The organism is Stieleria mannarensis (genome assembly GCF_014154935.1).
In the GTDB taxonomy this organism is placed as follows: domain Bacteria; phylum Planctomycetota; class Planctomycetia; order Pirellulales; family Pirellulaceae; genus Stieleria; species Stieleria mannarensis.
This window is the reverse complement of record NZ_JACEHH010000018.1, coordinates 41,032-53,229: the sequence shown is the minus strand read 5'-3', so window position 1 is coordinate 53,229 and position 12,198 is coordinate 41,032. Positions and strand designations below refer to the sequence as shown.

At 60.5% G+C, this 12,198-nt stretch carries 11 protein-coding genes; 2 read left to right on the top strand and 9 right to left on the bottom strand.

Annotation, left to right across the window (positions count from 1 at the left end):
* Nucleotides 1–57: 57 nt before the first annotated feature.
* The 6 genes from atpH to H1B37_RS13860 form a co-directional block, all read right to left on the bottom strand.
* On the bottom strand, nt 58–684 hold the full coding sequence (atpH, locus tag H1B37_RS13885; RefSeq protein WP_182867262.1) for an ATP synthase F1 subunit delta: 627 nt from the start codon (nt 682–684) through the stop codon (nt 58–60).
* Nucleotides 685–756: 72 nt separating this feature from the next.
* Entirely contained in the window at nt 757–1,410 is a 654-nt protein-coding gene (gene atpF / locus H1B37_RS13880) for a F0F1 ATP synthase subunit B (RefSeq protein WP_182867261.1), read from the bottom strand.
* Between the two features lie 116 nt (nt 1,411–1,526).
* Nucleotides 1,527–1,772, bottom strand: a complete 246-nt coding sequence (gene atpE / locus H1B37_RS13875; RefSeq protein ID WP_095737805.1) for an ATP synthase F0 subunit C — start codon at nt 1,770–1,772, stop codon at nt 1,527–1,529.
* A 110-nt stretch (nt 1,773–1,882) separates the two neighbouring features.
* Nucleotides 1,883–2,926 carry a F0F1 ATP synthase subunit A gene (gene atpB / locus H1B37_RS13870; RefSeq protein ID WP_182867260.1) on the bottom strand — a complete coding sequence of 348 codons (1,044 nt, stop codon included), beginning with the start codon at nt 2,924–2,926 and terminating at the stop codon, nt 1,883–1,885.
* A gap of 16 nt (nt 2,927–2,942) precedes the next feature.
* On the bottom strand, nt 2,943–3,446 hold the full coding sequence (locus H1B37_RS13865) for a hypothetical protein (RefSeq protein WP_182867259.1): 504 nt from the start codon (nt 3,444–3,446) through the stop codon (nt 2,943–2,945).
* Nucleotides 3,447–3,526: 80 nt separating this feature from the next.
* Complete coding sequence (locus H1B37_RS13860; protein ID WP_182867258.1) at nt 3,527–3,862, bottom strand: AtpZ/AtpI family protein; 336 nt, start codon at nt 3,860–3,862, stop codon at nt 3,527–3,529.
* 727 nt (nt 3,863–4,589) lie between these two features.
* On the opposite strand from H1B37_RS13860, the gene H1B37_RS13855 reads away from it, so the two are divergent.
* Together H1B37_RS13855 and H1B37_RS13850 are read left to right on the top strand one after the other, a co-directional pair.
* Nucleotides 4,590–5,954 carry a DUF4912 domain-containing protein gene (locus H1B37_RS13855; RefSeq protein ID WP_182867257.1) on the top strand — a complete coding sequence of 455 codons (1,365 nt, stop codon included), beginning with the start codon at nt 4,590–4,592 and terminating at the stop codon, nt 5,952–5,954.
* Between the two features lie 254 nt (nt 5,955–6,208).
* Complete coding sequence (locus H1B37_RS13850; RefSeq protein WP_182867256.1) at nt 6,209–6,961, top strand: ThuA domain-containing protein; 753 nt, start codon at nt 6,209–6,211, stop codon at nt 6,959–6,961.
* 139 nt (nt 6,962–7,100) lie between these two features.
* Here the strand turns inward: H1B37_RS13850 and H1B37_RS13845 are convergent, their stop codons facing one another.
* The 3 genes from H1B37_RS13845 to H1B37_RS13835 all read right to left on the bottom strand — a co-directional run bounded on the left by H1B37_RS13845 (nt 7,101) and on the right by H1B37_RS13835 (nt 12,018).
* Nucleotides 7,101–8,933, bottom strand: coding sequence for a serine/threonine-protein kinase (locus H1B37_RS13845; RefSeq protein WP_182867255.1), 1,833 nt, complete (start codon nt 8,931–8,933; stop codon nt 7,101–7,103).
* 259 nt (nt 8,934–9,192) lie between these two features.
* Nucleotides 9,193–10,032: an RNA polymerase sigma factor gene (locus tag H1B37_RS13840; RefSeq protein ID WP_182867254.1), complete on the bottom strand. Its 840-nt coding sequence runs from the start codon at nt 10,030–10,032 to the stop codon at nt 9,193–9,195.
* 285 nt (nt 10,033–10,317) lie between these two features.
* Complete coding sequence (locus tag H1B37_RS13835) at nt 10,318–12,018, bottom strand: alginate export family protein (protein ID WP_286177737.1); 1,701 nt, start codon at nt 12,016–12,018, stop codon at nt 10,318–10,320.
* Between the last annotated feature and the right edge of the window lie 180 nt (nt 12,019–12,198).

Sequence of the window (12,198 nt, the reverse complement as noted above, 5' to 3'; positions counted from 1 at the left end):
TGATAGGGGCGTTAGCGGAAACGGCTGCGGTGTTGGGGCAGCGGGAGTTTCCGGTGGTTATTGAGTCAATTGATCAAATTTCTCAGCGATCTTGGCGGAAAATCCTTCACTGGCTCGTTTGGCGATGCCATTGAGGCGGTTGGCGACGGAGTTGTCGAAAACCGTGTCTCCGATTCGGATCACCATGCCGCCGATCAAGTCGGCGTCGACGACTTCTTGAAGTCGAACTTTCTTTCCTGTTGCGGCCCCCAGTTTTTCCGTGATCGAGGCCCGCAATCCATCATCCAGCGGGACGGCCGTGCTGACCTTGGCCAGCACTTGGTTGGTCATGGTGTCATACAGTTCCAACACCCCGTCACGAACCGCCGCGACGTGCCCGAGTCGGCCACGCGATGCCATCACCTTCAAGAACGTCAACAGCAGCGGATCGAAATCGCCCCCGAAGACTTTGTCGATGACGCGTTGTTTTTCATGCAGATCGATGCGTGGCGAAGCAAAGGCGGCGGCAAGCGGCGGGCTCTTGCGAAGGTACTGATCGACCAGCTGGTTCAGTTGATCGACAATGACTTCGGTCCGGCCCGCCTGCTGGGCAGCCCCCAGCAATGCCTGGGCGTAGGTCTTGCCCAGCTGCTCGGCCCCGGTGTCCATCACCGTTTCGTGTTTTACTTCGTCGGGAGTTTCCATCGATGATTCCAAAGGTGTTTCGTCTTCCCCGCCGCGGCCGGTTGCCGTGGCGGACCAAAACGTGCCACTGGGTCAGTTCTTGCTCGGGACCTCTTCGAGCGCCCGTTTGATCAGCTCGGCATGGTCCTCGGCCTTGAGTTCGCGGCCGACGACCTGCTTGGCAACACCCATTGCCAGGGAGGAGGTTTGGCCGGCGATTTCAGCCAGGGCGACCTTCTTGGCGGTTTCGATGTCGGCAAGCGCCCGTTCGCTTTGACGCTGGGCGTCGGCTTTGGCCTCGTCGACGATCTTGGTGGCGGTCGCTTGGGCGTCACGTCGGGCTTCGGCCAAGATGGCCTGGGCCTCGCCGGCCACTTCCTGCACCTTTTTCTGGTACTCGGCAAGTGTGGCTTCGGCCTTCAGGCTGGACGCCTGGGCCGATTGGAGATCGCCGGCGATCTTTTCCTCGCGAGCCTTCAAACCACCCAGGATCACCGGCCAAACGAACTTCGCCAGCACCCCGAAGGTGACCAGGAAGATCGCCAGGTTGATGACCGCTGCACCGGGGTCGAACGACAGGATCGGCGGCAGTGCTTCGTGGGCACCGTCATCATGTGCACCGTCATCATGTGCGTCGCCTTCGGTGGACTCCGCAGCTTGGACCGACAGGGGCGAAAACGCCACGGGCGGGCCGACCGCAACGAAGGAGACGGCGAGCGCCATGGCGGCAAAACGCAAATACGACATCAAATCACCTAAGGGTGGGCAACCGCAAACCGGAGTGCCGCCTCGGCTTCACTGCCGCGAAAGCGAGGCGACCGACCGAGCACGCGGCCGATCTCTCTAGTTACAGTTCCTGGGAACTACAGCAGGTACATCAGGATCAACGCGATCACGGTCACACCTTCGATCAGTGCGGCCGAAATCAGCATCTGCGTGCTGATCGTCCCGCTCGCTTCGGGTTGACGAGCGATCGCTTCCACCGCACCGCCACCGATGCGGCCGATGCCCCAGCCGGCACCCAAAATCACGAGGCCGATGCCGATACCGACACCCATCTTGCCAAATTCTGCAGCCTCTTGAGCCAGCATCATTGCGAATTCAAACATCTCAGGTTCGCTCCTAGAATTCTCTCGTCGCCCGACTTCTCGCAAAGGAACGGACGCACAAAAAAGGGGAAAGGTCAAAGGGTTAGTAAATCAAAGGTTCCGCAGGTCCGTCACGCGTCGGCCAGGCCGGCCAAGCGAGTCGGTTCAATCAACTTATCCAGATCCATTTGAGACTCGTCGCTCAACGGATCGTGCTCGTCTTCATGGCCATGATCGCCATGGTGTGCCGCAACGGTCGAAATGAACAGTACGGTCAGAAAGGTAAAAATGAACGCCTGGAGCATGCAGATAAACAGCTCCAACAGCGTCAGCACGACGCAGCCCAGGACGACCGCGATGCCGACGCCATAGCCCAGCAAGTGCGACACCGACGCGGCGGTGAACACCAGCCCGACGATCGCCGCGACCACCAAGTGGCCCGCCATCATCGTGCCGAAAAGCCGCATCGCAAGCACGACGCACTTGATCAGCAATCCCAGCCATTCCAAAACGTACAGCGGCAATCCGATCCCGAAGGACATCGCCTTGGGGCCGTCCCAGCCGATCGGGTTGAAGTGAGAGAAGAATGCTTTGGCACCCGTCTCACGAATCCCGATGAACAAGATCGCGATAAAGCTGCAAATCGCCAGCATCGCGTTGAGCGACAGGTTGCCCGTCGCGGTGCCTCCGAAATGCCCGTACTCGCTGGCGTGGTCGCTCCAGACCAGACCGGCCATGTGCAGGCCGCTGCCGAACGGAATCAAACCCAACACGTTGGAGAACAGGATAAAAAAGAATACCGTCCAGATGTACGGAATGTATTTGTCGGTCAGCTCGTGCAAGTTCGGACGCGCCACCTCGTCTCGGATGAACCAGCAAACGGTCTCGAACAACTGAGCCAACCGGCCTTTGGTCTGGTAGGCCTGCAGGCCCTCACCCTTGACGCGGATCTTCGCCGCGACGTAGCAGAACACCAAGACCACCGCGATCGCCGTCACGGCCGTCATCATCAGGTGGTTGGTGATATAGAAACTGTACTGGCCGTCCTTGATGAACAACGCCGGGATGTTCGTCTCGGGCCCACCCACGTTGACCGTAAACAACGGCTCGTGGTGCAACGCGTGGGGCACGACGTGCGAGAGCGGATCATCAGCAGATGCGAATAACAGATTCATTGATTTGAATGCTTGGCTATTTAGCTTCTTGGGGTGGCCGCCCCGGCTTGGCCAGGCGAACAGGCTTGGTCAGGCGAACAGGCTCGGCAAGGCAAACTGGCTTGGCGACGCAAAGGTCATGGCGAGGCAACAGCATCGCCAACACGACCACGTCGGTGGAGGTCAGGTAGACGTACCACGCGAGAATCATTCCCGCGATTTCCTTCTTGGCGGCGGGCAAGTGATAACTACACAGACCGACAAGTGCAACAGTGCCAAGCAGACGAATTATGGCTCCGGCGGAAAAACCGATCGTGATCCGCGCCGGCGAGTGATCGCCACCGGGCAGCATCTCCGTCGCAAGCCCCGGCAATCCGCCGGCAACCGCCACGGCCCCGCTGCCGATACCGACTGCCAACAGCAGTCGCGCGTCGACTGAAAGCACGCCGCTGTGGGCCAAGGACCAGCACGCGAGCATCCCGATTGCCCACGCGACCGAAATCGCGACGAGGCAGCACAGATAGGGTCGGCCGTTTCGCATTGGGAAATGGAGGGCGATCAACGAAATTCAGACGAAAGGGAAGTTCGAGCGAAAGGGTTTGTGCGAGGAGCTGTGAATCGTCAAGGCGTTTCGTCGGCGGCGCCGCTGTCGACAGCACCATCGTCGTCGTCCGGCGACCATCCCTGGGCTCCGGCGGGCGATCGGCCGGCGGGCTCGGACGCCTCGATCTGACGCTGCAGGTTCGAGACAGACGTCGCCAAGCGAATGAACCGGATCATGCCAAAGGTAAAGCCGAGCAAGCCGCCGATAGCGGAGCAGACCGGGCGGGCCGCTTGCATCTGACGGTCGATCGCTGCGCCGATGGCACCGAACACGATCGTGATGAAGGCGAGCTCTAGTCCGGCGCCGGCCAGGCGAATCCAGACCGGTGCCGCCCCCCTCGCGGTGCGGGGCACTCGGCCGTTCGGCTCGCGCCGCGGCTCCGGCCGACCTGGCGATCGATCCTGCTGCGGCATTGTGCACCTTTGTTCAGTTCGTTTCCAGGTTCGATCGCTCCGCTCCTGCAGGCCGCTCGGTTGCGACTTGTTCGGGGGAGGTGAACTCAGCTTCACCACAAAACGCGGGCACAGTCTGATCGACAACCACGCCACGGATAGGAGGGGCGACCGATAGCCGCACCCACAGGCACGAGAGCGGCCTGGGGAAAAGGTGTCAGAAGGCCGCGAAATAGACCCGGCGTCTAGTTTGGTGACGGTAATCCGCAGAAAAATTGGGGAGCTTTTCCCGGTCTTTACGGCGGTTTCAGCCCAAATCTCGGTTCAAGCCGTGCAATCCGCCCAGACGACTCTTTAACTTTTCCCAAGCCTTGGCATAATGACTGCGGTGTTGATTGCTCCGTTAAAGGTTCCTGAGCGGCAAGGTGACCCCGCCAAAACCCCACTCTATGGGGATAGCTGCACCGGTTTCTGGAATTCAGATGAGCGACAAACCAACCACCAAGACGCGGACGAGCCGGTTTGCCCAAAATTCGGCCTGTCCACTGGTTCCTCACCGGGCGATGGGCACTTGGCTCATAGCCGCGGGAGCGACACGCGTCATCACAATAACGCCGACTCAACTTGTGACTTTGAACGATTTCGCAAGTGGCTGGCCAGCACGACTAGCACATCTGGAGACAGTACTTTGATCAAAACGGCAGATCTCAAGTCACAGACGCGGCGTGAACTCGCCTCTCTGGCCAAAAACTACGGCATCGCCGGCTGGCATGGCATGCGGAAAGACGAGTTGGTCGACGCGATCAGCAAGACCCAGCGTCGATTGCGGCGAAAATCGAAGTCTTCCTCCGGTTCGGCGTCCAAAACCAATCGCGGCCGGACGTCGGGCAAGTCCGAATCGGGGGCCGCGACGAAGACACGCCGGTCATCGGGTTCATCTAGCAGTCGGGTGAACGCCTCCAAATCCAGAACCGAAAAAGCGGCCGACAGCGGTGCGTCGACGGTCAAATCGATGTCGTCCTCGCGCTCGACCGCCTCCAAGACCTCGCGGAACGTCAAATCTCGGTCGCGTCGCAATGTTTCCTTAAACGACCGCCCGTTGCCAGAGATGCGGGCCCCGAAAGTTTCGGCAAAAACCGCCCGCATCCGGGCCCAATTGCGTCGGCAAAAGGAGCAGGCGGAAAAGCATCGCGACCTGTCCACCGGCACCCTGGTCGGCGGATCGGCCGTCCAGAACGGCCCCCAACGGACGCGTGCCGGCGAGCCGCACCGCGATCGCATCGTGTTGATGGTCCGCGATTCGTATTGGCTGCAAGCGACGTGGGAGATCACTCGGGCCAGCGTCGCCCGAGCGGAGTCGTCGCTGGCCGAACGCTGGCACACCGCCAAGCCCGTCTTGCGGGTGATGGAAGTCGAAGACGTGGCCAACAACATCGCCGAGACCGTGCAACGCGACATCCCGATCCACGGCGGCGTCGATACCTGGTACATCGATGTCCAAGAACCCCCGACGCGATTCCGCGTGGCCATCGGCTACATCACCTCCGATGATCACTTCCACCCGATCTGCCGCAGCAACATCGTCGAAACGCCCAGTCCCGGCGAGTGCGAACGACTCGACGAACACTGGCACGACATCGCCGACGATTACGAACGGATCTATTCCCTCAGCGGTGGCTATGATACCGACGCCGGCGACTTGAAGGAGATCTTCGAAGAGCGGCTGCATCGCTCGATGCCGACACGCGGCTCGCAAGGCCAGTTGACGGCCGATCCGACGTTGCTGCGTCAAAGCAAGTTGCCCTTCGAAGTCGACGCGGAACTGATCGTGTTCGGCCGCACCGCATCAGGATCCTCGGTGTCGCTGGGCGGTCGTCCGGTCAAACTGCAGTCCGACGGAACGTTCACCGTCCGGATGAAACTGCCCGACAAGCGTCAAGTGTTGCCGGTGACCGCCGAAAGCCGTGACGGCATGCGGCAGCGAACCACCGTGATCGCCGTCGAACGCAACACCAAGGTCATGGAAGCGGTCGACGTCAAAGACAACATGTAGCATCCCCGTGGGATAGGCTTCCAGCCTGTCGATCGTGCCTGTAGGTACGATGGCCCTTCCGGGCCGTCGCGCAGTTTCCTTCGGCAACCAGCCCGGAGGCCTCTCTTTCCCATCGGCGTTAAGTTAAGCATGAACCCTCCCTGGAAGGGAGGGTCGAGCGCAGCGAGGGGAGGGTCGATTCGATCCAGCGATGAATCGACCGCTTCACTTGGTCCCTATCCCCCAGAAGCCTCTCTTTCCCTCCCGACACCCCGATGCGACGCAACCTCCTGCTCTCTTTCTGCTCCCTGCTCCTTCTCTGGATCGCCGCGGCGACCGTTTCGGCGGCCGATTCCAAACCGCTCAACATCCTGCTGATCACCAGCGGTTGCTGCCACGACTATGACTTTCAAACCAAGTCACTGCAGTTGGCGTTTGAAAAGGCCGGGGTGGCAGCCGACTGGACGGTGGTCAATGAAGGCGGCACGGGCACCGACGCGAAAATCGATTTCTACGGCGAAACGGATTGGGCCAAGAACTTCGACGTCTGCATTCACAACGAATGTTTCGCCAAGACGACCGACGCCGAGTACATCCGCACGATCACCGGGCCTCACTTCGATGGCTTGCCCGCGGTCGTGATCCACTGTGCCATGCACACCTATCGCGACGCCAAAATCGACGACTGGCGTCAGTTGCTCGGTGTGACCAGTCGGCGACACGACCACAAAAGCTCGTACAAAGTCGACGTGAAAGCCAAGGATCACCCGATCATGAAGTCCTTTCCCGACGGCCACACGATCGAGTTCGACGAGCTGTACATCATCGAAAAACTGTGGCCCAGCGCGACCGCACTGGCGACCAGCAAGAGCGAAAAGGACGGCAAAGAGCATCCCGTGATCTGGACCAACCAGTACGGCAAGGCCCGCGTATTCGGCACCACCTACGGCCACTCCAACGAAACGTTCCAGGACAACGTCTTCCTGAACCTGATCGTCAACGGAACCGTCTGGGCCGCGGGAAGGTAGTCGTGGGATAGGCTTCCAGCCTGTCATTGCGGATCGACGGTTTCGACAAGCCCCAGCGATCTCGCTCTCCGTCTATTCCGCGCGCTGCTGAGCGTTGCTACGTCTGCGGGGTCAGTTTTCCGGCACCACGGATGAACCGTTACTGTTGCTTGCTGCGTTCAACGAGTCGACGTTCGTTCAATTCGCGTTGCATTTCTTTGAAATCTCTGGGGGACAGCTTGTCCCAATTCGATTCCTCCACCGGGATTCCGGGGGTGTAGCTGAGATACGGGAATCGCTGAAGCATGAATACTCCGGCACCGATCAGGCAAACCAGTCCGATCGCCAGCAGAATGGCCGTGCGATGCGACGCGGCGGTGACGAAGGGGCGAAAGACGACCGAGAACAGTTTGGGAAACACGGCGTGCAGGCCCAGCAGGATCAACCATGACGCTGCCGTCGCGACGACCGTCGTTGAAATCACTTGGATCCAATCGCGGACCCAGCCCAGCCGGCCGATGTCCCGGGGGTCGTCATAGATTTCGATCCAGAAGGCGACCGCGGCGATGATCGGAGCGACCAAGATCGGCACGGCGATCAACAGGTATGCCCCGCCGAGGACGAACCGGCTGACGAGATACGTTTGCGGGTGTTCGGATTCCGACTCGCGCGCCAGCGAGACTCTCGCAAAGACGATCGCCAAGCACGTCGCCAGCCCTGCCCAAAGCAGTGCCATCGGTTCACCACGCGGTTCACTGAGCCACATGAAGGTGCCCAACATACCGACGATCGCGATGCCCAGGGCGATGAAGGCAGGCACTTCCACGCGGGGGTTGGTCAGCCAACGATCTCGCGCCTGCGATATCCACGTCTCGGTGGTTTCGATCGATGTCGATGCAATTTCGCTCGCGACGTTTCCCGCTCGGTGAATCGACGCCCGGACGCGGTGCAGGTATTCATCGGGAGACCCGGCGGCGGACCCTGTCGAGCGCGGGTTGTTTTCGATTTCATCAAGATCGTGCATCACCGCCGAAGCCGTGGCGTAGCGTTTTTCGGGATGCTTTTCCAGCGCCCGCAACACCACGTCGTCCAGCCGTACATCGATCGCGACCTTGGAAATCTGCTCAGACGTTGCGACCTGTAAGAATTGACTGGGCGGTTCGAATCGGCCGATCGGTAGTTCACCGGTCAGCATCTCGTAAAACACGACGCCGAGCGCGTAGATGTCGGCGCGATGATCGACCGAGCGCGGGTTCTCCAGTTGTTCGGGCGCCATGTAATGCACGGTCCCGACCACACCTTGCGTCGGATCGGGCGCCGGCGTTTCATCGTTGGCCGTCTTGTTGGCCACCAGCTTGGCGAGCCCGAAATCGGTGATCTTCAATCGTCCACGGCTGTCGAACAGTAAGTTCTCCGGTTTGATGTCACGATGCACAACGCCTTCGTCGTGGGCATACGCCAGCGCGTCGCACAGTTGCGGGATGATCTCGAGCGCTTCCGCCGGTGACAGCCTGCCCTGGGCCAGGACTTCGCGCAGGTTGGCCCCCTCGACCAACTCCATCACCAGCATGGCATAGGGGCCGGCTTGGCCGAAGTCATGAACGGCAACGATGTTGGGATGATTCAATTTGGCCAGCGCGCGGCCTTCTTGGGCAAACCGCTCGCGAAAACCGGATCGCTCGGCGATTTGCGGGGGCAGGATCTTGATTGCCACGGCGCGATCGAGCGACTTTTGTCGCCCCAAGTAGACCGCGCCCATGCCGCCTTGGCCGATCAATGCTTCGACTTCATAGCCGCTGATTTGCTCGGATAATTCTTCGATCGACGGCGGAACGAAGCTCTGGCCCGGACCGAGCGTGATCGCGACCGGATGTGGCTTGTCCCACGGCGGTCGCAGCAAACAGCGCGGGCATTGAACAGAAACATCAGAATCCTGGGCGGCCGTATCGGCCGGAATCGGCGTGCCACAGCGGGGACAGGGGGCGTCGGACATCGTGGTTGCGTCAGGTCGGAGGAATGAGATCGGGACTCTGATCTCTCCTACACGGGGATAGGGAGCCGGTTACAGGAAAATTGGTGCAAAACCAAAGATTCAAGTGTTGATGAAATGCTCCCATTCCGCCGCAGCTCGGTTTTCGAGTGGCGTGCTTGTAGCGGAATCCGCCAAGGCTTTCGGTCCCCCGGCGCGGCGTCGCCGCGCCAGTGCGAAACTCTTGGCGAGTTCCGCTATCTGAATCATAGGCTGCGACGGATTACGAGTGTCGGCCTAGTGCATCGAACAGGCACTGCCGTTCTCGACCGGAATCGTCCGGGTTTTCGATCGTCTGGGCGACAGCGTCCAGCAATCGCGCGCGGTAGGTTGCCCTCAGTCGGTGAATCGCAACCTTCAGCGCCGTCGCGGACATCCCCAGATCGGCGGCGAGTTGAGTGCGCGAGTTTGCATCGGATTCGGTCTCGGTCAGCATCGGGGCCAGTTTGGCGAACCATTCCCCTTTCCCTTTGGCTTCGTATTCGGTTCGCAATTCGGCGATCGTTTGACCGATCAAGCACAACGCCCACTGGCGGTCAAACAGGACGGCCGGGTCGGTGCCGTGATCGGCGATTCTGTCGCTGGCAAATGACCGGTCTGCACTGTCAAACGATTCCGCATCGATCGAAAACGTGGACGTGTTGCCACCCCGTTTGACCGCCGTTTCGCGACGATGTTCGTTGGCCGCGTAATGATCAAGCGAGCTATACAAGAACGCCCGAAACCGACCGCGTGATGCATCGGCAGCCGAGATCGAATCGCGCTTGAGTAAGTCGGCAAAGAAACCCTGGATCAGGTCCTCGGCATCCTGCCGCGACCGACCGCGACGACGAAGGTATCCGTAGAGCGCCGGCCAATAAATCGCGCAAAGTTCCTCAAGCGATTGCCGTGCGAGTTGACGATCCGGCGCATTCCCCGAAATCTTTCCCGCGCGAACAACCAGGCTCCAGCGCGTCGAAGGAATTCGTCCGGCAAGTGTCATGATGCGAGGGATGTCGGGCTGCGGCGGATGCGATGGTGGATCAAATTGTAGCACGCCCGCGTAGGTGCGCTTCGCGACCACGGCTGTGTTTTGGCACCGCTGGGCAACGCCAAAACGCTACCCGAAAATTTGACGCTGACAAAGCACTCGTCTTCCGCCGCAGTTTGATTTTCGGGTCGTGGGCGACGCGACGCGTCCATTCGGATTGCGTGCTGCCAGGACTCCTCGCGTCGTCCACTACCGTTGCCCCGAATGCGGTCGTGGGGAGAACAGTTGGGGACAACAGTTCTACAATAAAAGCCGCTTGCGGGTTGGTGGCCCCGCAAGCGGCTTTAGGTGTCATTCGATTGATTGGGGGTCAGCCGTTTAGAACCGCCACTGGAACTGAGTCCAGAAGAAGTCGGCGTCGGCGTTGGTGGGGACGCCGGCGGTGGTGTCGTAGTAGTCACCGGCACGGAAGTGGGAGTATCCGATTTGGACGTTCGTCCGCGGATTGATGGTGCACGTCACGACCATGTCGATCTCTTGCCCCAGTTCCTTGTCGCCGGCGGCGGCGACGGTGTTGAAGGGCGCCTGGGTGACACCGTAGGGCGTGGTGGCTTGGTCCAAGAAGAAGTGGTGGTACCACAGCAACAGCTTGACCCGGTCACCCAGGATCGGCGTGATGAACTGGAAGTTGACGTCGTTGATGTTGCGACGTGCGAACAAGTCCATCAGACCCAGGTACTTGTGTGCCAGCGGAAACAGGTGGTCAAAGCTGTCGTCACCGCGAGCGGCCGGGAAATCATCACCGCCGGAGGCCCAGTCGTACCAGAACCAAACGGTCGGTTTCCACTCGCCGCACGCCGTGCAGATGCTCAGCTGTCGGCCCAAACCGCCGGTGAAGAACCCTGCGCTGTGGTCGCCAAAACCGGGACTGTTGGAACCGAATTGCACACCGCCCTCGACCGCATACAGCACACCGGCGTCGGACGCTCCGGAGACACGCGAGCCGAGTGTATGGTAATCGAAGTCGAGCGCCTGGTTGTCCAGACCCAGGTAGTACAGATCCATCGTTCCCAGCGCCGTTCCGCTGTTGCTGGCGTAGACGCCGTAGAAATCGACGTCTTCGTTCGCATCGTCGATCTTGCTCTCGTTGGCAAAGTTACGATTCAGCGGATTGACGAAGAACCCGTCCACGGTCCAAGCATCGCCGGTGTAGGTCCCGCGAACACCTTGGAACGATCGACGCGTGTTGGCCCAGTCCAGCGGTGAAATTAGCCGCTGGTCGCCGAACAGCAGTTCCTGGCGTCCCAGACGCAGGTTCAGCGACTCGGTCAACCTCGTGTCCAAGAACAGGTTTTGGATCTCGCCGCGGTTCTCTTCGATCGGGCGGTTGTTGAACTCTTCTCCGCCCGAGTCGGCGTACAGGTACTCGCCATAGACGCGGAAGTACTGGTTGACGCGCAGGTTGGCGAACATCCGATAGCGGGTCAGGAAGAACGAATCATCGACACCGGTCAATCCCAGGCCGCGATGGTTGTTCTCGTTGTGGTAACGCATCCGCGCTTCACCACCGATGTCCAGTTTGCCGCCCAGCAAGCCTTTCAGGTTGTCGCCGAAGAACGACGGACCGTCGTAGCAGGGATCGTTCAGGTAGCTGAAGTTATTCGCGTAAAACACGCCGGCGTAGGCGCTTTTCATCGCCGCGGTCGCCGCCGCCTTCTTGGCTTTGGTGCAGCAGGGCGTCGTGCAGCAGTTGCAACTGGTCACGACCGGCGCCGCGATCGCATCGGCATCGACCGTCGCCGCGGGAGCCGGTTCGTCCATCGGTACCGGTTGCGGTGCTTCCGCCGGCGGTGCGTCCACCAGCGGGGCGGCGTCGCTCAGATAAGCGACATAGGGTGTGTCGGCATATTGCGCGTCGGCGACCAGTTGCACATCGCCTTGGGGGGCGTCGGTCGCGTCGAGCACGACGGTGTCGACAAGCCCACCGGGGGTTTCAGCGATCGCCGCGGGGGCGGCAGTGAAGCCGGAAAGTAAGGCCAGCGCGATTGCGCGCCGGCGAGCCTGTTTATATGGAGGCATCACGTAGGACTCCTTCCTGACGGAACGGGTAATCACCATGCAGGTGTCTTCGATTGGAATTTCACAGCTCCCCGAATGTGATGTGAGCCAAACGTGCCGCCGCCTGAGTGACAGGCTGGAAGCCTATCCCACTGCTGCACGCGATTCCTGATGATCCGGGTGAACATCCGTGTCGGCTCC